Origin of the sequence: Kribbella sp. NBC_01510 (assembly GCF_045040325.1) — a bacterium.
Classification (GTDB): domain Bacteria; phylum Actinomycetota; class Actinomycetes; order Propionibacteriales; family Kribbellaceae; genus Kribbella.
Genome location: NZ_CP109418.1, coordinates 501,410 through 522,508, shown reverse-complemented (window position 1 = coordinate 522,508; position 21,099 = coordinate 501,410). Strand labels below are relative to the sequence as shown.

The following is a 21,099-nucleotide window of genomic DNA, read 5'->3' as shown; positions in this document are numbered from 1 at the left end:
CTGCGTATCTGCTGAAGTTCCTCACGCACCATGGATACCCGTAGACCTGCCGTTCGTTGCAGCTGTGACACGACTGAGATATTGGGAGGCACGCCCTGATCGTCAGACGACCGGTGACACCAGGTCGACCAGCGCACGGGTGAGCAGGACACGATCCTCGAACAGCGCGAGCGAGGCACCGTCGCTCATCTTGGTGATCTCCTCCAACGGCAGCGCGGTGAAGGTCGCGCGAGCGCACAGCGAGCCGAGGTAGCCGTACAGCACCTGCTCCTCGGTCACCTGCATCCCCTCCTCGGCCAAGCCCTTGATGAACGCCTTCAGGATGACCTTGTGCACGGCCGCCAGCGCCTCGGACGCCAGCTCACCGGCGTGCGCCAGCCCGACGAGAAGTTGCCCCAGATCGAACCCGACCGCCTGCGGGCAGTCGAACCCCCAGTCGATCACCACGAACTCCTCCGTCCCCTGCGGCACCAGGAGATTCTGCGGACTCGCATCCCCGTGCTGGTAGCACTGTGGCAGCGCGTCGAGAGCGTCCAGTACGGCGGGCAACCGTTCGCCCAGCTCGAGCAGATCGTCACGCAACCGGTGGTCACCGACGTTGCAGACCGCCGCGGCGAGCAGCGGGTGCCGCCACGTCTCGGGGTCGGCGATCGCCGGCAGTGCGGACGTCTGCACGCGCCCGCCGGTGTAGTACCGCAGTCCGACGCCCGGGGTGGTGACGTTGCCGCGGGGGAGCAGCGGCTCGACCAGATGTGGCTGACGCCGGGCGGAGAGCAGCCCGAGCAGGTACGCCGCTCGCTCGAACCGCTCCATCGGCCACGGACCGGGCTCCTGGACGATGTTCTCCATCCACAGGGTGCCGCGGTCGTCGTCGTACACGTCGATCCGGTAGGCCTGGGGCAGGCGCATGCCGTCCGGGAGGACGTCGGCGATGCCGCTGCGGTGTACGGCGATCTCGAGCTGCCAGGGCAGGTTCTGGATGAACGCCGCCCGGAACTGCTCGGGCACCATGTCGATGTACGCCCAGTGTCGCGGCGACTGGAACTTCTTCACGAAACACGACCAGCCGACCGTGTCGCCGGCCGTGCTGGTCGCCGTACCGAAAAGCCGCAGCAGCGCCGCGGTGCTCGGTGTGCCGATCGGGTAGTCGACCGGTTCGACCCGTACGTCGCCAGGCGTGGCGGCCGGATCGCCGGTGATCGTCCGGACCAGCGCGGTGAAGTCGTCGCCGGCCAGGGCGTCGCGGCCAAGTGGCTCGAGTGCGGTGATCATGTCGTTCCCCCCATGCGGTCTGGCTGCCCAGCATCCGCTCCGACCTTCTGCCAGTCTTCAGAAGGAAGTAAAGCAGCCTTACTATCGAGATAGTAAAGTGGCCTTATGACTTCCGTCAATGACCTTTCGGGCCGGCCGTCGGGCCCGTGGCCCGAGCACATCGCCGGATTGCTCGGAGGAGCACTGCGGCGGCTCCGGGAGGAGATCCTGGCGGTGTCGGACGACTTCCCGGGCCTGCGGGTCTCGCACTACCGGCTGCTCGAGCTGATTCCGCCGGACGGGGCGCGGATCACCGATCTGGCCGAGGTCGCGTTGATGACGAAGCAGGCGCTCGGGCAGCATGTGGACTACCTGCAGGGGCTCGGGTACACCGAGTCCGACCGGCTCCGCGCCGACCGCCGGGTCCGGCTGGTACGGCGTACGGCCCGGGGGGAGGAGGCGGTCGCGTTCAGCCGGGCCGCGATCGAGCGCGTCGAAGCGCTCTGGGCGGACCAACTGGGCCCAGAGCGCTACGAGGAATTCCGGGAGATCCTGCGGGTGATCGGGGCCTGAGGCCGGGAGCACCACACCCGGCCTAGCCGACCCGGTACGTCGCGATGCTGACGGCGATGTAGTGGCAGACGAACGCGGCCACGGTGAACGCGTGGAAGATCTCGTGGAAGCCGAACCAGCGCGGTGACGGGTTCGGCCGCTTGGTGCCGTAGACGACCGCGCCGATCGAGTAGAGGCCGCCGCCGATCGCGATCAGCGTGACCACCGCGGCGCCGCCCTGGTGGTAGATGTCACCCATCCAGAAGATCGCGACCCAGCCGAGCGCCAGGTAGATCGGCGTGTAGAGCCAGCGCGGAGCGTGCACCCAGAAGATCCGGAACAGGATGCCGAGCAGGGCACCGCCCCAGACCAGGCCGAGCATCAGCGCGCGGTCCTTGCCGTGCAGCAGCACCATCCCGAGCGGGGTGTAGGTGCCGGCGATCAGCAGGAAGATGTTGCTGTGGTCGAGCCGGCGCAGGATCGCCTCACCGGTCGGGCCCCAGTAGAACCGGTGGTACAGCGCGGAGATGCCGAACAGCAGCATCGCGCCCATCGTGTAGACGGCGGCCGCCCAGCGGGCGTTGGGGTGCGGAGCGAGGCAGATCAGCACGATGCCGGCGGCGGTTGCGAACGGGAAGGTGCCCGCATGCAGCCAGCCGCGGAGCTTCGGCTTGAGCGGGCCGAGTCGGCCGGACAGCCCGTGACCGAGTTCCTGGGGCTGGGTGGTGGTAGCGGACATCGCCGTCCTTTCGAGGGGTGCCGGGCGGTTCAGTACCTACGCAACCGTAACCTACGGAACCGTAGGTCCAAATGGTTCAGAAGGATGAATGTAGGCGAGATCGCCTGCCCGCACACCGCCGCCCGCGTGTCCGACGCACGAACTTCGGCGAAAGTTCGATCTGCCTGGCAGCTTCCTCGAAGCTGTTCTGTGCCCTCTCTTTCCGGGGCGAAACTGGGCTAGCCTCGTGACTGAGAGCACTGGAGGAGCACCCTGCCCATGCGGACACCTGGCAAGCAGAAACTGCGCGATGCGGTGTACGGCCTGTACGAGCGCCGGCTGCGGCGATCCTTGTCGCCGGACCGGATCCCGCGGCACATCGGCGTCATCATCGACGGCAACCGGCGTTGGGCCCGGGCGGTCGGCGACCCGGTGTCGCGCGGCCACGAGGCCGGGGCGAACAAGATCGTCGAGTTCCTCGGCTGGTGCGACGACGTCGGCGTCAAGGTCGTCACGGTCTGGATGCTGTCCACGGACAACCTGAGCCGTCCGGCCGACGAGCTGGAGCCGCTGCTGCGGATCATCGAGCAGACGGTCGAGGAGCTGACCTCGATCGGCCGCTGGCGGATCCACCCGGTCGGCGCGCTGGACCTGTTACCCGGAGCCACCGCCGAGGCGCTGAAGACGGCCGAGGCGGACACGCAGGGCATCGAAGGGATGCTGGTCAACGTCGCGGTCGGGTACGGCGGCCGCCGCGAGCTGGCCGACGCCGTCCGCTCGCTGCTGCTCGAGGAGGCCGCGCAGGGCATCTCGATCGAGGAGCTGGCCGAGCGGGTCGACGTCGAGCACATCGCCCGGCACCTGTACACGAAGGGCCAGCCGGACCCGGACTTGGTCATCCGGACGTCGGGTGAGCAGCGCCTGGGCGGTTTCCTGCTGTGGCAGAGCGCGTTGAGCGAGTTCTACTTCTGTGAAGCTCTGTGGCCGGACTTTCGGCACGTCGACTTCCTGCGGGCGGTGCGCAGCTATGCGCAGCGAGAGCGCCGGTTCGGGACCTGACCCCGCGTCCCAGCCTCGCGGGGGTGGAAGGTGTAACACACCGTTAACCCCGTGGCCGGGCGTGTCGGGCTGCGGCGTTTGCAGGACCCTTCTACCCTGACTATGACGGTCGGAGGGGAAGCCGGCTGTCCGGGAGGCCCGATCAGCTTGAGAATCGTTCGCCAGCCGGTTGCCCCATGAGGGGCAGAACGGAGTGCCCGAGACCCCAGGTCTCGATCTCACTGGTTCCCGGATCCGCTCGTGCGGCGGTCCGAGGGGGATCTGCACCAGATCATCCCCGCTCCCGGTCCAACACCTAACCACTGGTGGGCCGGGCGTGGTGCACGTCGCGGCCCGAGAGGACGTGCGACATGGCTGCCACCCACGCCAAGGCGTCAAGTACCTCATCCACACCGGCCCAGCGCACTTTTGTGCTGGACACCTCCGTACTCCTGTCCGACCCCCACGCGATGGTGCGGTTCGACGAGCACGAGGTGGTCGTCCCGGTGGTCGTCGTCACCGAATTGGAGGGCAAACGGCATCACCCGGAACTCGGCTACTTCGCTCGCACCGCACTGCGGCTGCTCGACGAGCTCCGGATCCTTCATGGACGTCTGGACGCGCCCCTGCCAGTGGGAGAGAAGGGTGGAACCCTCCGGGTCGAACTGAACCACACCGATCCGGAGACCTTGCCGGCCGGCTTCCGGCTCGGCGACAACGACAGCCGCATCCTGGCCGTGGCCTGCAACTTCAAGGCCGAGGGCAAGGACGTCACGCTGGTCTCGAAGGACCTGCCGATGCGGGTCAAGGCGTCGGCCTGCGGCCTGATGGCCGAGGAGTACCGGGCCGAGCTGACGCTGGAGTCCGGCTGGACCGGGATGAGCGAGCTCGAGGTCGAGACGCGCGATGTGGACGACCTGTACGAGAACGGCGTACTGGAGCTGCCGCAGGCCGGTGAGTTCCCGACCCACACCGGGCTGGTGCTGCTGTCCGACCGGGGCAGTGCGCTCGGCCGGGTGATGCCGGACAAGCGGATCCGGCTGGTCCGCGGCGACCGCGAGGCGTTCGGTATCCGTGGCCGGTCGGCCGAACAGCGGGTCGCGCTCGACCTGCTGCTGGACCCGGACGTGGGGATCATCTCGCTCGGTGGCCGGGCGGGTACGGGTAAGTCGGCGCTCGCGCTCTGCGCCGGGCTGGAAGCGGTGATGGAGCGGCGGCAGCACAAGAAGGTGGTGGTGTTCCGGCCGTTGTTCGCGGTCGGCGGCCAGGAGCTCGGGTACCTGCCCGGCTCGGAGTCGGAGAAGATGCAGCCGTGGGCACAGGCCGTGTACGACACGCTCGGCGCGCTCACCAGCGGTGACGTGATCGACGAGGTGATGGACCGCGGCATGCTCGAGGTGCTGCCGCTGACCCACATCCGTGGCCGGTCGCTGCACGACGCGTTCGTGATCGTGGACGAGGCGCAGTCGCTCGAGCGCAACGTGCTGCTCACGGTGCTGTCCCGCGTCGGCGCGAACTCACGGGTCGTGCTCACGCACGACGTCGCCCAGCGCGACAACCTGCGGGTCGGCCGGCACGACGGTGTGGTCGCCGTGGTCGAGCAACTGAAGGGGCACCCGCTGTTCGCGCATGTGACGCTGACACGGTCCGAGCGCTCGCCGATCGCCGCGCTGGTCACCGAGATGCTGGATGACCTGCAGTTGTAAGGAGTGTGTAGGGTTTTAGGTAATTTGATTCTGTAAGGCACGCGTAAGACTTCGGGCCGACGGTGCGGCCGCCACACAGGCGGCCGCACCGTTCGTTCGTGACCTGCTTGTGATCACGCTCGGTTTACGCCAGAGTATGGTCTCGTTGCCAGCCGACGGGGGTCGGGTTTCTCGGAAGGACAGATGAAAGCGAAGCGCTCCGTCGCGGCTCTCTCAGTGACTGGGATCGTCGTCGTCTCCGTTGTCGCCGGTATCGACCTCTTCAGCTCCCCCGGGAGCAGCAGCGCCTCGGAGCAGGTCTCAGGCCGCGCCGAGATGGCCGTGCTGAACAGCGAGAAGGCCCACACCGCCGCCACACCGTCGATCCAGCCGGAGACCGCCAAGCAGCAGGCCCTGGAGGTGGCCCGGATGCGGAACCAGGTCGAGGCTGTCGCGGCCGCGCAGAAGGCCGCGCGGAAGGCCGCGCAGGACCAGTCCGACCTGAAGCAGGCAGCCAAGAACGCCGTACTCAAGCGCTACGAGGCGCTGCAGAAGACCGACGCGAACTCGCGGGAGGAGCGGGCCAGCCGCGACGCCGAGCGGAAGAAGCTCGAGGGCACGCCCAAGGAGGTCGCGATGAACCTCCTGCCCGACCACGGCTGGGGCGAGAGCCAGTTCAGCTGTCTCGAGAAGCTGTGGAACAAGGAGTCCCGCTGGCGGGTCGACGCCGACAACCCGTCCTCCTCGGCGTACGGCATCCCGCAGGCCCTCCCCGGCAACCGGATGGCGGCCTACGGCTCCGACTGGCGCACCAACCCGGTCACCCAGATCAAGTGGGGCCTCGACTACATCGAGAACACCTACGGCTCCCCCTGCTCCGCCTGGGGCCACTCCCAGGCCAAAGGCTGGTACTGACGCTGACCGTCTTCCAGTTACGTCCGAAGATCTGAGGCCTATAGCCCTCGGGTCTTCGGACGTTGTGTCGATGGGCGCCAACCTCCGGACTGGAGGAGGCGGGCTACTTGGGTCATGTAGTGGTCCGGGTCGACGCGCAGGCCGATGACGGGAATCCGGACGACTCGGTCGTTGCCGATCGTGAGTTCGTTCTGCCGGCTGGCGTCGGCCATCGCCTGGGCCGCTTCCAGGTGGTGAAGCCCTTCGATCTCCACCACGGCGTCGTACGCCGACCACGCCGAGTCCAGGTGGAAGACACCGTCCGGCCCACGCCGCCGGACCTGCCGGTCCGGTTCGGGGAGCCCGAATCTCCGGCAGAGCTGCGCGAACTCGATTTCACCGAGGGACTGCGCGCCGTTCGACAGGTCGTTCAGGATCAGCCCGATGAGCTTGCGGCGGCGATGTCGTCGTATCGACGAGAAACGCTTCGGTCAGGGCCTGCGGCGTGGTGATGCGCTGTTGCACCGACATCGCGAGTACGAGGGCGGCTTGCCGGTCTGACCGCGCCCACAGGGCGGCCCGCCGACCACCAGGTCGCCGGCTCAGACAGGTCGCCGGTATGGATCGCGATCGTCTGCCTGTGGTGCGCTCGCCAGCGCCGCGCTCTCAGCTCGGCCATGACCTGCCATCGGGTGACACCCAACGCCACGAGTTGAGAGCGCGAAACGACGCCACCTTGGTGAGCGGCAAGCTCCCGGCGAGCTCGCGTCGTCGCACCCGTTGCCTCCGCGCAGCACAGTCCCGGCACCGCCCACACCGCAGTTGCCCTACACATCCTCGATCTCCCACACCAAAGAACATGCCGCGATCCCGCCCCACCCCTCGCCACCTCTCCTCCCTGTGGAAAACCCAGTCCCTTACGTCCGAAGATCCGAGGGCAATGGCCCTCGGATCTTCGGACGTAAGGGACTGCGGGAAGATTGGCGGGTGAGCGAGGTGGCGCGGGTGGTGAGTGCGCGAGGTGAGCTGGTGCTGCGGCGGCGCGAGGATGACGGGGCGCTGGAGTTGCGGGTGAACGGCGTCTTCGTGATGGACGACCGCGAGACCTCGAGTGAGGAGCTGCTGGCGTCGGCGGCGCTGGCCTCGGTACGGCGGCCCGACCGGGTGCTCGTGGGTGGTCTGGGCCTCGGCTACACCGTCTGTGCGCTGCTCGCCGACGCCCGCTTGGGTTCGGTGGTCGTCGCCGAGATCGAGCCCGACCTGGTGGCGTGGATGCGGTCCGGCCTGGTGCCGTCGGTCCTCGACGACCCCCGGGTGTCTGTCTCGCTCGGTGACGTCCGAGATGTGGTCACCGCAACACCGGACGCGTCCCTGGATGCGATTCTCCTGGACGTCGACAACGGCCCGGACTTCCTTGTCTACAACGAGAACTCAGCGATCTACTCGTCGTCGTTCCTGACCGTGTGCCGGTCCAAGTTGCGGACCGGCGGCGTACTCACGGTCTGGTCGTCGTCGGCGTCGGACGCGCTGGCGTCCGCCGTCACGTCGGTCTTCGGTGCCTGCCAGGTGACGCCGGTTCCGGTGACGCTGCAGGGACGCGACGAGACCTACTACGTGTACCAGGGTTCGTTTTCCACAGGCTGACGATCGGTCGCCGGGGACGACGCGGAGCGACGTACTCTGCAGGTATGGGTGACAACGTGGAATTCAGGATCGAGCACGACACGATGGGCGAGGTCAAGGTGCCTCGGGATGCCTTGTGGGGGGCGCAGACCCAGCGCGCGGTGGAGAACTTCCCGATCTCCGGGCGGCCGCTGGCGCCGGCGCTCGTGCACGCGCTCGCGCAGATCAAGGCCTCGGCGGCCGTAGTGAACGCCGAGCTCGGTGTGCTGGACGGGGAGCGGGCGGCCGCGATCGTGGCCGCGGCGGACCAGGTGGCCGCGGGGGAGTACGACGCCGAGTTCCCGATCGACGTGTTCCAGACCGGCTCGGGCACCTCGACGAACATGAATGCGAACGAGGTGCTCGCGACACTGGCCACCCGGTCGCACGGCGCCGACGTGCATCCGAACGACCACGTGAACGCGTCCCAGTCCAGCAACGACACCTTCCCGTCGGCGATCCACGTCGCGGCCACGGCGGGCGTCGTCCACGAGTTGTTGCCGGCCCTCGAGCACCTGGCGGATTCCCTGTCTCGGAAGGGATCCGAGTTCGCCGAGGTGGTGAAGTCGGGGCGGACGCACCTGATGGACGCGACGCCGGTGACGCTCGGGCAGGAGTTCAACGGGTACGCGCAGCAGGTGGGGCGCGGGGCGGATCGGGTCCGGGGGACCTTGTCGCGGGTGGCTGAGCTGCCGCTCGGCGGGACGGCGGTCGGGACGGGCATCAACACGCCGCCCGGGTTCGCCGCGGCCGTGATCGCCGAGCTGAACCGGCGGACCGGGCTCCAGTTCAGTGAGGCCGAGGACCACTTCGAGGCCCAGGGTGCGCGGGACGGCCTGGTCGAGCTGTCCGGGCAACTGAAGACGGTCGCGGTCAGCCTGACGAAGATCTGCAACGACCTGCGCTGGATGGGGTCCGGACCACGCGCCGGGCTGGGCGAGATCGCGCTGCCGGACCTGCAGCCGGGGTCGAGCATCATGCCCGGCAAGGTGAATCCGGTGATCTGCGAGGCGACGCTGATGGTCGCCGCCCAGGTGATCGGCAACGACACGGCGATCACCGTGGCCGGTGCCGGAGGCAACTTCGAGCTCAACGTGATGCTGCCGATGATCGCGCGCAACCTGCTCGAGTCCATCACCCTGCTCGCCAACACCTCCCGCCTGCTGGCCGATCGTTGCGTCGACGGCATCACCGCGAACGTCGAGCATGCCCGCGAGCTGGCCGAGTCCTCGCCGTCGATCGTGACACCGCTGAACCGCTACATCGGGTACGAGAACGCGGCCGCGGTGGCCAAGAGCGCCTTGAAACAAGGTAAAACGATCCGCGAGGTCGTGATCGAGAACGGGCACGTCGAGAAGGGTGACCTGACCGAAGAACAGTTGGATGCGGCCCTCGACGTCCTCTCGATGACCCGGCCGGCCGGCTCGTGACGGCGTACTGGGAGCCGGGGACGACGATCGAGTGGGTGTACCAGGGGACCGGGCGGCATGCGGACAAGCCGAACGTCCGGCCGATGACGGTGGTGCGTGACGACGCGGACGGGCTGGTCGCCTGGCTCGCGCCGGGTACGCCACTGATCAAGCCGGTGCTGGTGGACGGACGGGAGACCCGGTACGCCGGTCCGATCGGGATGTTCACCGCGGACCGGGTGCTGAAGCTGGACGTCTGGCGCGGCACCGGGATCCTCAAGGTGCTGCCGCCGGGCAAGCCGTGGTCGGTCTGGCACTTCTGGGACGACGACGGCACGTTCCGCGGCTGGTACGTGAACCTCGAGGCATCGCACGTCCGGGAGGGTCTCCGGACCAGCACGGTCGACCACGTCCTCGATCTGTGGATCCGTCCGGACCGGACGATCGAGTGGAAGGACGAAGACGAACTGGAAGGCGCGGTGACCGCCGGGCGCTACACCACCGCCGAGGCCGACCGCATCATCGCCGACGCCCACGCCGCGGTCGGCGAGATCGACGCCTGGACGTCCCCGTTCTCCGACGGCTGGCAATCCTGGACCCCACCACCCCACTGGCGCCTCCCAACGGCGCCCACCACCCACCAACCCGACCTGATCGCCGAGGAGCTGCACAGTTGACCCCGCAAGTCCTCCTCCGCACCGGCTGAAAAACCCGGCACAACGGGTGGGTCACGAGCACTTCCATCCGGCGGGTTCGGACTTACCTTGGAAACATGTACACCATCGAGTTGCAGGGCGAGGAGCTCCAGCTGCTGCGATCCGCGCTGCGAAGCTACCTTCAGGCCTTCGGGCACAACGAAGCCGACCTGGTTCAGGCTGCGAAGACGCTCATGCTCAAGTTGCCCGAGCCCGTCGATATCAAGGTCGGCTGAGCATCACTTCTCGACCGGCTCCAGGACGGCCACCGGGATCGTGCGCTTGGCCTTCGTCGCGAACCGGCCGATGCCGGGATCCTCGCGCAGGATGACGTTCGTCCACATGGTGTGCCGCTCCGGTCCGGTCAGCTCGCGGGCGTGCATGAGGCTGTGCTTCGCGCCGATCTGCACTTCGGTGGTCTCCGCGGCGCGCAGGTTGCGGAACCAGTCCGGATCCTGGCGCGATCCCGACCCGGTGCCCCAGACGATCAGGCCGTCGGGCGTATCCAGGTAGCGCACGCACGTCGAGCGCGGTACGCCGGTCCGACGGCCGGGCGTGGTCAGCATCAGCACGTGGACGTCCTTGCTGCCGCTGGCCAGCCGCCCGTCGAGGGTGCGGTACATCCACACGCCGATCCGATTCCCGAACCTCAGCATCCGCCGCCCCATCACACACCACCCCCGATTCCGAGGGTCCTGCGAACAACCGGGGCCGTCAAGAAGTCAGCTGCGCGGGCGGACCGTGAGCGGGACCGGCTTGGCGGTGTCGGTGAAGAAGTCGTTGCCCTTGTCATCGACGACGATGAACGCGGGGAAGTCCTCGACCTGGATCTTCCAGACGGCTTCCATACCGAGCTCGGCGTACTCGATCACGTCGACGGACTTGATGCAGTCCTGCGCCAGCCGCGCCGCCGGTCCACCGATCGAGCCCAGGTAGAACCCACCGTGCTCCTTGCACGCGGCGGTCACCTTGGCCGACCGGTTGCCCTTGGCAAGCATCACGAACGATCCACCGGCCGCCTGGAACTGATCGACGTACGCGTCCATCCGCCCCGCCGTCGTCGGCCCGAACGACCCGGACGCGTACCCCTCGGGCGTCTTGGCCGGACCGGCGTAGTACACGGCGTGATCGCGCAGGTAGTCAGGCATCGGCTCGCCCGCGTCCAGCCGCTCCTTGATCTTCGCGTGCGCGATGTCGCGCGCCACCACGAGCGGCCCGCTGAGTGACAGCCGCGTCTTCACCGGCAGCTTGGACAGCTCTGCCCGGATCTCGCTCATCGGCCGGTTCAGATCAACATGGACGACGTTGGTGTCGTCGGCGAGGTGCTCGTCGGTCGTGTCCGGCAGGAAGCGGGCCGGGTCGCGCTCGAGCTGCTCCAGGAACACACCCTCCGGCGTGATCTTTGCCAGCGCCTGCCGGTCCGCGGAGCACGACACCGCGATCGCGACCGGGCAGGATGCGCCGTGCCGCGGCAGCCGGATCACCCGGACGTCGTGGCAGAAGTACTTGCCGCCGAACTGCGCGCCGATCCCGAACTGCTGCGTCAGCTTGAAGACTTCCTCCTCCAGCTCCACGTCCCGGAACCCGTGCCCCACCGGCGATCCCGCCGTCGGCAGCGAGTCGAGGTAGTGCGCGGAGGCGTACTTCGCGGTCTTCAGCGCGAACTCCGCCGACGTGCCGCCGACCACGACCGCGAGGTGGTACGGCGGGCAGGCCGCCGTACCCAGGGAGCGGATCTTCTCGTCCAGGAACGTCATCATTCCGTCCGGGTTGAGCACGGCCTTGGTCTCCTGGAAAAGGAACGACTTGTTCGCCGAGCCGCCGCCCTTGGCCATGAACAGGAACTTGTACGCGGGGTCGTCCTTGGCCGGGGTCGAGTACAGCTCGATCTGGGCCGGCAGGTTGGAGCCGGTGTTCTTCTCGTCCCACATGTTCAACGGGGCCATTTGCGAGTAGCGCAGGTTCAGCTTGGTGTAGGCGTCGTACACGCCGCGGCTGATCCACTCCTCGTCGACCGCGCCGGTGAGCACGCCCTCGGATTTCTTGCCCATCACGATCGCGGTGCCGGTGTCCTGGCACATCGGCAGTACGCCGCCGGCCGAGATGTTGGCGTTCTTCAGCAGGTCGAGCGCGACGAACCGGTCGTTCCCGGACGCCTCCGGGTCGTCGATGATCCGCCGCAACTGCGCGAGGTGCGCGGTCCGCAGGTAGTGCGAGATGTCGTGCATCGCCTCCGCGGTCAGCGCCTGCAGCACCTCCGGCTCCACCTGCAGGAACGTCCGGCCGCCGGCCGTGAACGTGCTGACACCCTCGGTCGTCAGCAACCGGTACTCCGTCTCGTCCGCCCCGAGCGGCAACAGATCCGAGTAATCGAAGTCAGCGGACACCGACGTACCTCCAAAACAAGTGGCCTGAGCTCTCCAAGCCTAATTCGGCCACCAGAGCCCCGCTCGCTCACCCCTTGATCGCGCGCCACGCCCCCCGCACCTCAAGCCCGAGCGAGAGCCGGTAGTAGGCGCTCTGGTGGCCGGTCATGCTCTTCGTCAGCCCGGTCGTCCGCACGGGCATCCGGCGCCGGAGCGCGACGGCCAGCGCGATGATCGCGAGCCCACCGGCGAAGAACAGGATCGGGGCGGCACGGCCCATCGACTCCGTTCCGGTCCACTGCTGGATCAGAAGCCACAGGACACCCGCGTACAGCATCACGAGGGCGATCAGATAGACCGCCGCCAGGAGCCTTCCATTGCGTACCGCACCCCAGTCCATGGTGGACAGTATGGACCCTGGATCAGGGGTGCGCTCAGGGGTGAATCGGGGAAGAAACTGGCGGCGGTGGGGCTGGGGCGCGCGTATGGTTTTGGCGTGGCTCAGGATGACGTTCCCCAGGAGAATCGACCGCAGGATGCCGTGCCCGCGCAGGCGCCGACCGGTGACGAGCTGGCGTTGCGCCGGCGGGTGTCGGATCACGAGCGGGAGGAGGTCGCCGACGTACTGCGCGATGCCGCGGGCGAAGGGCGGTTGTCGTACGCCGAGCTCGAGGAGCGCCTGGAGACTCTGTACGCCTCCAAGACGTACGGCGAACTCGTCGAGCTCACCGCCGACCTGCCGAACGGCCCGCGCGCACCGGGAGTCCCGGCCGTCAGCCCGCAGTACAGCGGAGCGATGGTCGAGTCCGGCCCGGTCATCAACGCGTTCATGTCGGAGACCAAGCGCCTCGGCGGCTGGCACGTGCCGCAGCGTCAGGAGGTGAACGCGGTCCTCGGCGACGTCACGCTGGACTACACCGAGGCCCAGATCCCGTTCGACGAGGTCCACGTCGACGTGAAGTCGATCTTGGCCGACGTGAAGATCCGCGTCCCCCAGAACGCGATCGTCATGCTCGACAGCAACCCCATCCTCGGCTCCGTCTCCGAACAGGAAGCCGGCCTCGGCGCCGTCCCCGACCCCAGCACCCCCGCCGCCCACCCCAAAACCTTCCACATCCGCGGCACCGCCATCCTCGGCGAAATCAAAATCAAACGAGGCCCCCGCCTCACCAGACGCCTCAGCCTCTCCTGACCCAACTCGGGAGTTGGTCCGATCGCGACCGAAGCCACCGTGCGCGGGCAGTCGACTGCGAGAACCGTGCAGCTGGTAAGCGATTGCCGGCGACCTGGTGGCCGCAGTCGACGCGCGCTTCGAGGCCAGCGGGACCGTGCCGACGCTCGCACTGCTCGAGCGGGTCGCTCACGCTTTCCACACTGAACTGGTGGTCTTCGACGAGAGCAATCCGGCTGCCTAAGCCGGTGTGCTCGGCTGATCTGCATGCTGTCCGGCGAGCCAGGTGGCGAAGGCCGACAGGTCCTTCACGTTGTCCTGGGTCAGGGTCAACTGGCGCGACCAGCGGTTGGTGGGAGTGATGGGGAGGATGCGAAAGATGCGTGGGCCGTGGGGTGAGCCGATGGTGCCGATCTCGTTCCACGGTAGAAACGCCCCCAGGTAGTGGATGCCTTCGTGGTCGATCGTCAGGGTGGGGCGCTGAGTGATCAACTGCCAGGCGCTGACGCCGACCAGGGTGAGGACGAGGACGACGGACAGCAGGCCGAACCCGAGTCGTACGCCGCCGGCGTCGAGCCGGTCGTCGAAGGACAGGGCGGGGTCCAGCCCGAGCAGCACGGCGATGCAACCACGCTGGATCGCCAGCCGCTTCCGCCGTACCAGGAAGACCACCCGCCCGGTCCGACGGAGCTCGTCCGTCCAGACCTCGGGTGGCGCTTCACCCATCACCGTCACGTGTTCCCCCAGCTCTCAAGCCCCCGGAGCAGAGTCACTGTAGTGCGGGAAAGGCCCGTCGGGCGGTGACAATTGGTGGATTGGGCGGGCTCGCCGGCTCGGGCACAATCCGAACCCCCGTGCCAGGCCGAGCCGCCGTACCGCAGCCGAATCAAGGGGTTGCACGGTCGCTTCAGCGGCCCATGTCGATTTCGGGACGGCTCGTTCGAAGGTCTAGGTGAAGGGGTCGAACAGCGGCCCGGTAACCGGGAGGACCGGACAATGCGGAAACTGGTGGCCTTCGAACATGTGACGTTGGACGGCTTCGCCTCGTCTGGGCAAGGCATGGGCTTCGAATGGACCTTCCGTGCCTACAGCGAGGAGCTCGCCGCGTACGCCCAGAACATCCAGGCCGACTTCGACATGGCGGTCTACGGACGTGAGACCTATCTGGGGATGTACAGGTACTGGGGCAACCAGCCCACCCCGGAAAGCTCCGCGCACGAACGCGCACATGCCGAATGGGTGAACGCCGTGGACAAAGTCGTCTGCTCGACCACTCTGGCATCGGCTGACTGGCACAACACGCGCCTGATCAGGGGAAACCTCGCTGAAGAGTTCACTCAGCTCAAAGCCCGGCCGGACGGCGGCACGATCGCGATCTACGCCAGCCCGAAGCTGGTGCACTCGTTCATCGACCTGAAGCTGATCGATGAGTTCCGGCTGCTCATCCACCCCGTGGTGATCGGCTCCGGAACACCGCTGTTCCACGACAAATCAATGCTCGACCTGAAGTTGTCCGAGTCCAAGTCGTTCGACGGCGGCGCCGTCTACGTGCGCTACCAGGTCAGCTAGGCGAGGATCCGCACATGCGCTATCTGATGTTGATCCGCTCCGATCCCGCCACCGCATCCACCGCCGGCCCGGACCCGGCGCTGGCCGAGGACATGGGCAGGCTGATCGAGGAGATGACCAAGGCCGGTGTCCTGCTGGACACGGCCGGGCTGCGCCCCATCGAGGAGGCTACGCGGATTCGCCTTGCGGATGGTGCGACGACCATTGTCGACGGTCCGTTCACCGAGGCGAGGGAGGTCATCGGCGGCTATTGTCTGGTCCAGACCCGCACGCGGGAGGAGGCGGTGGAATGGGGCTCGCGTTTCCTCCGACTGCACGGGCCGGAGTGGACGATGGAAGTCGAGATCCGGCAGCTGGACCAACCGTAAGCCGGACCCGCGGATGAGCCATGACCAGGCGCCCGCGCAGCCGGCGGTACGCGCTGTCGAGGCAGCATGGCGGATCGAGTGGCCGCAACTGGTGGCCGGACTGACCCGCTTGGTCGGTGACATCGACACCGCCGAGGACCTCGCACAGGACGCCCACCTGGCGGCCCTTCAACAGTGGCCCCGCGACGGTGTGCCACCGAACCCAGGCGCCTGGCTCATGCTCACCGCGCGACACCGAGCCATCGACCGGATCCGGCGCGACGCCCTGTTGGCCGGCAAACTCCGCTTGCTCGAACACGAACTGCTCACCGAACCTCGATCGGCGCCTCCGATTCCCGGCGAGAGTCTCGACAACGGTATATCCGATGACCTGTTGCGGATGATGTTCACCACCTGCCATCCCGTACTGTCGCAGCTCGCGCAGGTGACGTTGACGCTGCGCATGGTCGGCGGCCTGACGACCGAAGAGATCGCACGGGCCTATGTGGTGCCGAAATCGACTGTGGCACAACGGATCGTGCGTGCCAAACGCACCATCAAGGACAACCACGTCCCCTACGAGGTACCCGACAACTCGGAACTGGCCATGCGGTTGGACGCCGTGCTGGAGGTCATCTACCTGATCTTCAACGAGGGATACGCCGCCACGTCGGGTCAGGACTGGATGCGCGCCGAACTCTGCGACGACGCGTTGCGCCTGGCCCGCATCCTCACCGGCTTGCTGCCGACCGAACCCGAGGTACACGGACTCACCGCACTGCTCGAACTACAGGCATCACGCGTACACGCCCGCAGCGACACCGCCCGGCGTCTGATCCTGCTACCGGACCAGGACCGCTCGCGCTGGGACCAACTGTTCATCCGCCGCGGCTACGCCGCGCTCGGGCGAGCGCACGCCCTCGCGCTGCAACGTCGCGCACCATCCGGCCGGTACGCGCTCCAGGCGGCGATCGCCGCCGTTCACACCATGGCCGCGACACCGGAGGAGACCGACTGGCGCCGCATCACCGGCCTGTACGCACTGCTGGCCGACCGATTTCCCTCACCGATTGTCGAGCTCAACCGAGCCGTGGCCCTCACCATGGTGCTCGGTCCCGCAGCCGGACTCGAACTCGTCGACGCTGTCGCGGCGTCCGGCGTGCTTGACAGCTACCACCTCCTGCACGCCGTCCGCGGCGACCTACTCGTCCGTCTCGGCCGCCGCACCGAAGCCCATACCGAGTTCGTCCGGGCAGCCGAGCTCACCGCCAACGCAGCCGAACAATCGTTACTCCACGCCCGCGCGACCGACTCCCCCCGGTAGCGCGTGGCGGTGGGCGGTGGCGGTCCAGCGGCCGGTGGTGTGGTGGATCTGGATGGGGTGGTTGAAGGTCTCTGAGATACGGGCGGTGGTGAGGACCTCTTCGGCGGGGCCGGCGGAGAGGACCCGGCCGTCGCGGAGGAGGGCGGCGTGCGTTGTGCAGGTCGGGAGTTCTTCGAGGTGGTGGGTGACCAGGACCCAGGTCAGGTAGGGATGCGACGCGTGGATCTGGTCGAGGGTCTCGAGGAGTTGCTCGCGGGCCGCGACGTCGAGCCCGGTCGACGGCTCGTCGAGGAGCAGGAGACGAGGGTCGGAGATCAGCGCGCGGGCGATCAACGCCCGGCCGCGCTCGCCCTGGGACAGCGTCGTCCAGGGCGCCGCGGACAGGGCGCTGATGCCGAGCAGTTCGATCAGCTCCAGAGCACGCGCCCGCTGAGCCGACGTCGGCTCCCAGCGCGGCATGCGTTCGATGGTCCCGGTCAGACCGGTGAGAACGACGTCGAGAATGTTCAGCGGCGACCGCAGCAGGTGTCGTGGGTTGACGTGACCGATCGACTCGCGGAGCTCCCGGATGTCGACGGTGCCGAGGCGGCGGCCGAGGATCTCGACCGTGCCGCGGGTCGGGTGGGTGATCGCGCCGCACAGGTTGAGCAGCGTGCTCTTCCCCGCGCCGTTCGGCCCGAGCAGTGCCCATCGCTCACCCTCGCCGACCGTCAGCGACACCCCACCGAGCAGCAGCTTGCCGTCCCGGACGAAGTCGACGTCCTTCAGTTCGAGCACCCGAAAACCTCCTCGTACAACGCCTTCAACTCCTCCGCACTCGCTTCCCGCCCCGTCCGGTCGGTGTGCCGCTGCACGTGCTGCGCGAACGCTCTCTCCTGCGACGCTGACAGCCGAACGCCGTACGCAGTCTCCAGTACGTGCGCGATCCCGCCCTTCCCCGACTGGCTGTTCACGCGTACGACGGCCTCGTAGCCCCGACCCACATCCATCGGATCGATCGGCAGGTACGGCACTTCCCAAGGACCAGACCCCTGGACGGCGAATCCCTTCCGGATCGCGTCCTGATGCGTCCCCGAGAACGCCGTGTACACAAGCTCCCCGACGTACGGGTGCCGTGGATGGATCGGCATCCGCGTGCAGTACTCGACCACCTCCCGGATCCCGTCGATGTCGGAGAAGTCGATCATCGGGTCGACGCCCTGCGCGTGCAGGTTGAGCGCGAGCGTCGCGATGTCGACGTTCCCGGTCCGCTCGCCGTTGCCGAAGATGCACCCTTCGACGCGCTGAGCACCGGCGAGTACGGCGAGCTCCGCACAGGCGATGCCCGTGCCGCGATCGTTGTGCGGGTGCACCGACAGGATCACGCCGTCCCGCCGCGGCAGGTTCTTGTGCATGTACTCGATCTGGTCGGCGTACACGTTCGGCGTCGCGGCCTCGATCGTGGCCGGCAGGTTGAGGATCACCGGCCGCTCCGGCGTCGCATCCCACTGTTTGGTCAGCTGATCGCTCAACTCCAGCACGTAGTCCGGCTCGGTCAGGTTGAACACCTCGGGCGAGAACTGGAACCTGATATTCGGCTGCCCGTCGGTGAGTCGCAGGATCTCCTCGGACCCCGCGTAGATCATCGACGCCAGTTCGTCGCGGGTACGACGCAGTACGACGTCCCGCCACACCGGCGCGGTGGCGGCGTACATGTGGATCACCACCTGACCGCGCATCCCGGCCACGGACTCGACGGTCCGTGCGATCAGGTCGGGCCGGGCCGGCGTGAACACGACGATCGTGACGTCGTCCGGGACCAGGTCCGAGGTCGCCAGCATCCGGACGAAGTCGAAGTCCGGCTGCGAGGCGGACGGGTAGCCGACCTCGATCTCTTTGTAGCCGATGGCAACCATCAGCTCGAAGAAGCGGCGCTTGCGCTCGGGATCCATCGGGTCCGCGAGAGCCTGGTTGCCGTCGCGGAGGTCGACCGGCACCCAGAGCGGTGCGGTGGTGATCCGGCGGTCCGGCCACTCGCGGTCGACCGGGGCGACCGGCACCTTGCGGAAGATGTCGCGGTAGCGGTGGCTGGGCATGGGGGAGTGCTGCTGGCGGTTCCAGTCCATGAGCTGTCCTTCGGTGTGCTGGCGTGAGACCGGCGGACGACGGCACTCCACGGAGGGAGCGCCGATCGAATCAGCTCCCGCCGTGGCGGCCGAGGAGGAGAAGGCCGAGCAAGAGGTTCGAGGACATGCCGACCACGCTAACCCGAAACCAACTCCTCAGACAAGCTGAGAACTTCAGGCGACTAGACTGACCCGCATGATTCGCCGTCACCCGCTCGCCGAGCAGGCCGCCGAGGAGCTGCTCCGCCGCATCGGCAGTGGTGAGTGGGCGCTCGGCCAGAAGCTCCCCGGCGAAACGACGCTGGCCGCGCAGCTGGGCGTCGGCCGGTCCACGATCCGCGAGGCGGTCCGGGAGCTGGCCGGTCGCCGGGTGCTCGAGAGCCGTCAGGGCGCCGGTGTGTTCGTGATCGCGCACCAGGCCGCGCAGGACTGGGACAAGGTCCTCCGCCGCGCCGACATCACCGACGTCCTGGAAGGCCGGCTTGCGATCGAGACCGAGGCGGCCCGGCTCGCCGCTGCCCGCCGTACGCCGGCCGACCTGAAGAACTTCCGCTACACGCTGGCGGACCGGAAACGGGCGTCCGAGAAGTCACCGGACGACTGGTACGTCGAGGCCGACCTGGCCTTCCATCGTGCGGTCGTCACGGCCGCGCACAACGCCGTACTGACGGAACTGTTCGACACGTTCGTGCCGCGGATCCGGCGGGCGATGCTCGACATGCTGAAGCTCGACGACCACCACCGGCATCGCCACGACCAGGCGGCTCACGAGGCGATCGCCGACGCGATCCGGGCTCGCGATCCCGACCTCGCCGCGGCCTGTGCCCGCGAACACCTGAGCGCGGTCCGGAGCAGCGTGTCCTAAGGCTGGTGCTGATCGAGCAGCGCGCGCAGCCAGGGCGTCAGCGTGTCCAGATCCTCGACGTTGTCCTGCGGGATGCTGATCGGCCGCGTCCGCCGATCGACCGGCCGGATCAGCACGCTCCGGAACCCCGGCAGTCCGGCCGGGTCGTCGATGCTGGTGATCCCGGACCACCGCAGGCTCCGGCCGCGGGTGATGCCGTCGGCATCGACCCGGACGACCGGACGGTTGGTGATCAGCTGCCACAGTGTGAGCCCGGTGCCGTAGACGAACGCGGCGAGCGCCGTGATCCGCAGTACGCCGAGCATCCCCGACACGTCATCCGCGCGGAGATGGTCGAGGTTCGACCACGCGGACAGCGCCATCAGCAGAGCGAACCCGGCCAGCCGGAGCGCGAGTCGCCCCCGGCGCGGCCGGAACACCACGCTGCCTTTGGACTCCAGTTCCGACGTCCAGGTCTCGGCGGACACTCTCAGGAACCCCACTTCGCCTTGTGCTCGGCCGCGGTCGGCGGGTCGGCGCCGGGCCGGGTGCAGGTGATCGCGGCCGCCTTCACCGCGTAGTCGACGACATCCTGCAGGTCTTCAGGGGTCAGCCCGGTCAGCCGCGTCGCACCGAGCAGGCCGCGCGCGTTCAGCCCGGCCAGCAGCGCTGCCATGAACGAGTCGCCCGCGCCCACCGTGTCGACGACCTCGATCGCCGGCGCCGGCACCTCCACCCGTACGTCGCGGCTGATCCCGAGCGCACCGTCCCCGCCGCGTGTGATCACCACGCACTTGGTCCGCTCGACCGCCAGGAGCTCGGCCGCGATCTCGTCCGGTGGCACGCCGGGACGCAGGAACTCGCAGTCCTCATCGCTCAGCTTGACCAGATCGGCCAGCCCGGCCAGCTGCCGTACGGCGGCCCACGTCGCGACTGGGTCGGGGGTGATCGACGGCCGGGCGTTCGGGTCCAGCGTCACTGTGACCGGTTGCGGCGCGACCGACTGCAGGAAGCTCCGGATCGCCGTCGCCCCCGGCTCGAGCATGGTTGCGATCGAACCGGTGTGGATCGCCGGGCACCCGCGCGTCAACGACAACGCCGGCGGATCCCAGGTGATGTCGAACTGATACGACGCCACCCCGGCCGCATCCAGCGTCGCCGTCGCGGTGCTGGTCCGGAACCCGGGGTCGACCGACCCAGGGGCGAGCTGGACGCCGTTCCCGAACAGGTGTGCTCCGAGCTGGTCGCCGTACGCGTCGGTCCCGAAGCGTGCCACCAGCTCGGTCGGTACGCCGAGCCGCGCGAGACCGACCGCCACATTCGCAGCGAAGCCACCCGGGGTCGCCTTGCCCTTCCCGTTGCCGTTGCGGGTCGTACGCGGCGCGGGCGCAATGATGTCCACGAGCGCCTCGCCAATTACGAGAAGGGGCGCGGTCATGGGGCCTCCCGGCCTGGACTGAGGAGTGGAG

General features: G+C 68.1%; 25 protein-coding genes. 15 read left to right on the top strand and 10 right to left on the bottom strand.

Annotated elements, in window-relative coordinates:
* Positions 1-102 precede the first annotated feature (102 nt).
* Positions 103-1,272 carry a phosphotransferase gene (locus OG558_RS02600; protein WP_405068769.1) on the bottom strand — a complete coding sequence of 390 codons (1,170 nt, stop codon included), beginning with the start codon at positions 1,270-1,272 and terminating at the stop codon, positions 103-105.
* A gap of 105 nt (positions 1,273-1,377) precedes the next feature.
* On the opposite strand from OG558_RS02600, the gene OG558_RS02595 reads away from it, so the two are divergent.
* Entirely contained in the window at positions 1,378-1,824 is a 447-nt protein-coding gene (locus OG558_RS02595; RefSeq protein WP_405068768.1) for a MarR family winged helix-turn-helix transcriptional regulator, read from the top strand.
* Positions 1,825-1,846: 22 nt separating this feature from the next.
* Here the strand turns inward: OG558_RS02595 and OG558_RS02590 are convergent, their stop codons facing one another.
* The gene (locus OG558_RS02590; RefSeq protein WP_405068767.1) at positions 1,847-2,542 is read right to left on the bottom strand and encodes a hemolysin III family protein; all 696 of its coding nucleotides are present in this window, start codon (positions 2,540-2,542) and stop codon (positions 1,847-1,849) included.
* Between the two features lie 258 nt (positions 2,543-2,800).
* On the opposite strand from OG558_RS02590, the gene OG558_RS02585 reads away from it, so the two are divergent.
* The 8 genes from OG558_RS02585 to OG558_RS02550 all read left to right on the top strand — a co-directional run bounded on the left by OG558_RS02585 (position 2,801) and on the right by OG558_RS02550 (position 10,140).
* Complete coding sequence (locus OG558_RS02585) at positions 2,801-3,580, top strand: isoprenyl transferase (protein ID WP_329481363.1); 780 nt, start codon at positions 2,801-2,803, stop codon at positions 3,578-3,580.
* A gap of 350 nt (positions 3,581-3,930) precedes the next feature.
* Positions 3,931-5,265 carry a PhoH family protein gene (locus OG558_RS02580; protein ID WP_329481362.1) on the top strand — a complete coding sequence of 445 codons (1,335 nt, stop codon included), beginning with the start codon at positions 3,931-3,933 and terminating at the stop codon, positions 5,263-5,265.
* A gap of 183 nt (positions 5,266-5,448) precedes the next feature.
* A complete protein-coding gene (locus tag OG558_RS02575; RefSeq protein ID WP_329481361.1) occupies positions 5,449-6,159 on the top strand; it encodes a hypothetical protein in 711 nt (236 codons plus the stop codon).
* A gap of 107 nt (positions 6,160-6,266) precedes the next feature.
* Positions 6,267-6,650: a hypothetical protein gene (locus tag OG558_RS02570; RefSeq protein ID WP_405068766.1), complete on the top strand. Its 384-nt coding sequence runs from the start codon at positions 6,267-6,269 to the stop codon at positions 6,648-6,650.
* Between the two features lie 475 nt (positions 6,651-7,125).
* Entirely contained in the window at positions 7,126-7,782 is a 657-nt protein-coding gene (locus OG558_RS02565) for a spermidine synthase (protein ID WP_405068765.1), read from the top strand.
* A gap of 44 nt (positions 7,783-7,826) precedes the next feature.
* Complete coding sequence (locus OG558_RS02560; protein WP_405068764.1) at positions 7,827-9,230, top strand: class II fumarate hydratase; 1,404 nt, start codon at positions 7,827-7,829, stop codon at positions 9,228-9,230.
* On the top strand, positions 9,227-9,886 hold the full coding sequence (locus OG558_RS02555; RefSeq protein WP_329481357.1) for a DUF402 domain-containing protein: 660 nt from the start codon (positions 9,227-9,229) through the stop codon (positions 9,884-9,886). The genes OG558_RS02560 and OG558_RS02555 overlap by 4 nt, the downstream gene beginning before the upstream one ends.
* A 95-nt stretch (positions 9,887-9,981) precedes the next feature.
* Positions 9,982-10,140 (top strand): hypothetical protein, encoded by a 159-nt coding sequence (locus OG558_RS02550; protein WP_405068763.1) that lies wholly within the window; start codon positions 9,982-9,984, stop codon positions 10,138-10,140.
* Positions 10,141-10,143: 3 nt separating this feature from the next.
* Here OG558_RS02550 and OG558_RS02545 read toward each other — a convergent pair whose 3' ends face one another.
* The 3 genes from OG558_RS02545 to OG558_RS02535 all read right to left on the bottom strand — a co-directional run bounded on the left by OG558_RS02545 (position 10,144) and on the right by OG558_RS02535 (position 12,670).
* Positions 10,144-10,560, bottom strand: coding sequence for a nitroreductase/quinone reductase family protein (locus tag OG558_RS02545; RefSeq protein ID WP_405068762.1), 417 nt, complete (start codon positions 10,558-10,560; stop codon positions 10,144-10,146).
* Between the two features lie 66 nt (positions 10,561-10,626).
* The gene (locus OG558_RS02540) at positions 10,627-12,291 is read right to left on the bottom strand and encodes a fumarate hydratase (RefSeq protein ID WP_405068761.1); all 1,665 of its coding nucleotides are present in this window, start codon (positions 12,289-12,291) and stop codon (positions 10,627-10,629) included.
* Between the two features lie 67 nt (positions 12,292-12,358).
* Positions 12,359-12,670 (bottom strand): hypothetical protein, encoded by a 312-nt coding sequence (locus OG558_RS02535; RefSeq protein ID WP_405068760.1) that lies wholly within the window; start codon positions 12,668-12,670, stop codon positions 12,359-12,361.
* A 96-nt stretch (positions 12,671-12,766) separates the two neighbouring features.
* Between OG558_RS02535 and OG558_RS02530 the strand changes: the two genes are divergently transcribed.
* Together OG558_RS02530 and OG558_RS02525 are read left to right on the top strand one after the other, a co-directional pair.
* Positions 12,767-13,462, top strand: coding sequence for a DUF1707 domain-containing protein (locus tag OG558_RS02530; RefSeq protein ID WP_405068759.1), 696 nt, complete (start codon positions 12,767-12,769; stop codon positions 13,460-13,462).
* A gap of 97 nt (positions 13,463-13,559) precedes the next feature.
* Positions 13,560-13,685 (top strand): hypothetical protein, encoded by a 126-nt coding sequence (locus OG558_RS02525; protein ID WP_405068757.1) that lies wholly within the window; start codon positions 13,560-13,562, stop codon positions 13,683-13,685.
* Here the strand turns inward: OG558_RS02525 and OG558_RS02520 are convergent.
* The gene (locus tag OG558_RS02520) at positions 13,682-14,167 is read right to left on the bottom strand and encodes a hypothetical protein (RefSeq protein WP_405068756.1); all 486 of its coding nucleotides are present in this window, start codon (positions 14,165-14,167) and stop codon (positions 13,682-13,684) included. The two genes, OG558_RS02525 and OG558_RS02520, sit on opposite strands and share 4 nt — an antisense overlap.
* 270 nt (positions 14,168-14,437) lie before the next feature.
* Between OG558_RS02520 and OG558_RS02515 the strand changes: the two genes are divergently transcribed.
* From OG558_RS02515 to OG558_RS02505, 3 genes are read left to right on the top strand one after another with little or no spacing between them, the layout of a single operon-like run.
* The gene (locus OG558_RS02515; protein ID WP_329481349.1) at positions 14,438-15,010 is read left to right on the top strand and encodes a dihydrofolate reductase family protein; all 573 of its coding nucleotides are present in this window, start codon (positions 14,438-14,440) and stop codon (positions 15,008-15,010) included.
* A 14-nt stretch (positions 15,011-15,024) separates the two neighbouring features.
* Entirely contained in the window at positions 15,025-15,378 is a 354-nt protein-coding gene (locus OG558_RS02510) for a YciI family protein (protein WP_405068755.1), read from the top strand.
* A 13-nt stretch (positions 15,379-15,391) separates the two neighbouring features.
* Complete coding sequence (locus OG558_RS02505) at positions 15,392-16,681, top strand: RNA polymerase sigma factor (RefSeq protein ID WP_405068754.1); 1,290 nt, start codon at positions 15,392-15,394, stop codon at positions 16,679-16,681.
* Here the strand turns inward: OG558_RS02505 and OG558_RS02500 are convergent.
* Both OG558_RS02500 and OG558_RS02495 read right to left on the bottom strand, forming a co-directional pair.
* The gene (locus OG558_RS02500; RefSeq protein WP_405068753.1) at positions 16,646-17,458 is read right to left on the bottom strand and encodes an ABC transporter ATP-binding protein; all 813 of its coding nucleotides are present in this window, start codon (positions 17,456-17,458) and stop codon (positions 16,646-16,648) included. The two genes, OG558_RS02505 and OG558_RS02500, sit on opposite strands and share 36 nt — an antisense overlap.
* Positions 17,446-18,786 carry a 2-isopropylmalate synthase gene (locus OG558_RS02495; protein ID WP_405068752.1) on the bottom strand — a complete coding sequence of 447 codons (1,341 nt, stop codon included), beginning with the start codon at positions 18,784-18,786 and terminating at the stop codon, positions 17,446-17,448. Before OG558_RS02495 ends, OG558_RS02500 begins: the two co-directional genes overlap by 13 nt.
* A gap of 196 nt (positions 18,787-18,982) precedes the next feature.
* Here OG558_RS02495 and OG558_RS02490 point away from each other — a divergent pair, with 196 nt between their 5' ends.
* Entirely contained in the window at positions 18,983-19,651 is a 669-nt protein-coding gene (locus OG558_RS02490) for a FadR/GntR family transcriptional regulator (RefSeq protein WP_405068750.1), read from the top strand.
* On the opposite strand, the gene OG558_RS02485 is transcribed toward OG558_RS02490, so the two are convergent.
* Both OG558_RS02485 and OG558_RS02480 read right to left on the bottom strand, forming a co-directional pair.
* Positions 19,648-20,118: a hypothetical protein gene (locus OG558_RS02485; RefSeq protein ID WP_329481343.1), complete on the bottom strand. Its 471-nt coding sequence runs from the start codon at positions 20,116-20,118 to the stop codon at positions 19,648-19,650. The two genes, OG558_RS02490 and OG558_RS02485, sit on opposite strands and share 4 nt — an antisense overlap.
* Positions 20,119-20,120: 2 nt before the next feature.
* Positions 20,121-21,068 (bottom strand): carbohydrate kinase, encoded by a 948-nt coding sequence (locus tag OG558_RS02480; RefSeq protein ID WP_405068749.1) that lies wholly within the window; start codon positions 21,066-21,068, stop codon positions 20,121-20,123.
* Positions 21,069-21,099 lie beyond the last annotated feature (31 nt).

Bases quoted from the DNA above. Each gene is read 5' to 3' on its own strand.
- OG558_RS02600 (WP_405068769.1), bottom strand. From the start codon at position 1,272: ATGATCACCGCACTCGAGCCACTTGGCCGCGACGCCCTGGCCGGCGAC.
- OG558_RS02595 (WP_405068768.1), top strand. From the start codon at position 1,378: ATGACTTCCGTCAATGACCTTTCGGGCCGGCCGTCGGGCCCGTGGCCC.
- OG558_RS02590 (WP_405068767.1), bottom strand. From the start codon at position 2,542: ATGTCCGCTACCACCACCCAGCCCCAGGAACTCGGTCACGGGCTGTCC.
- OG558_RS02585 (WP_329481363.1), top strand. From the start codon at position 2,801: ATGCGGACACCTGGCAAGCAGAAACTGCGCGATGCGGTGTACGGCCTG.
- OG558_RS02580 (WP_329481362.1), top strand. From the start codon at position 3,931: ATGGCTGCCACCCACGCCAAGGCGTCAAGTACCTCATCCACACCGGCC.
- OG558_RS02575 (WP_329481361.1), top strand. From the start codon at position 5,449: ATGAAAGCGAAGCGCTCCGTCGCGGCTCTCTCAGTGACTGGGATCGTC.
- OG558_RS02560 (WP_405068764.1), top strand. From the start codon at position 7,827: ATGGGTGACAACGTGGAATTCAGGATCGAGCACGACACGATGGGCGAG.
- OG558_RS02550 (WP_405068763.1), top strand. From the start codon at position 9,982: ATGTACACCATCGAGTTGCAGGGCGAGGAGCTCCAGCTGCTGCGATCC.
- OG558_RS02545 (WP_405068762.1), bottom strand. From the start codon at position 10,560: ATGCTGAGGTTCGGGAATCGGATCGGCGTGTGGATGTACCGCACCCTC.
- OG558_RS02535 (WP_405068760.1), bottom strand. From the start codon at position 12,670: ATGGACTGGGGTGCGGTACGCAATGGAAGGCTCCTGGCGGCGGTCTAT.
- OG558_RS02520 (WP_405068756.1), bottom strand. From the start codon at position 14,167: ATGGGTGAAGCGCCACCCGAGGTCTGGACGGACGAGCTCCGTCGGACC.
- OG558_RS02515 (WP_329481349.1), top strand. From the start codon at position 14,438: ATGCGGAAACTGGTGGCCTTCGAACATGTGACGTTGGACGGCTTCGCC.
- OG558_RS02510 (WP_405068755.1), top strand. From the start codon at position 15,025: ATGCGCTATCTGATGTTGATCCGCTCCGATCCCGCCACCGCATCCACC.
- OG558_RS02505 (WP_405068754.1), top strand. From the start codon at position 15,392: ATGAGCCATGACCAGGCGCCCGCGCAGCCGGCGGTACGCGCTGTCGAG.
- OG558_RS02495 (WP_405068752.1), bottom strand. From the start codon at position 18,786: ATGGACTGGAACCGCCAGCAGCACTCCCCCATGCCCAGCCACCGCTAC.
- OG558_RS02490 (WP_405068750.1), top strand. From the start codon at position 18,983: ATGATTCGCCGTCACCCGCTCGCCGAGCAGGCCGCCGAGGAGCTGCTC.
- OG558_RS02480 (WP_405068749.1), bottom strand. From the start codon at position 21,068: ATGACCGCGCCCCTTCTCGTAATTGGCGAGGCGCTCGTGGACATCATT.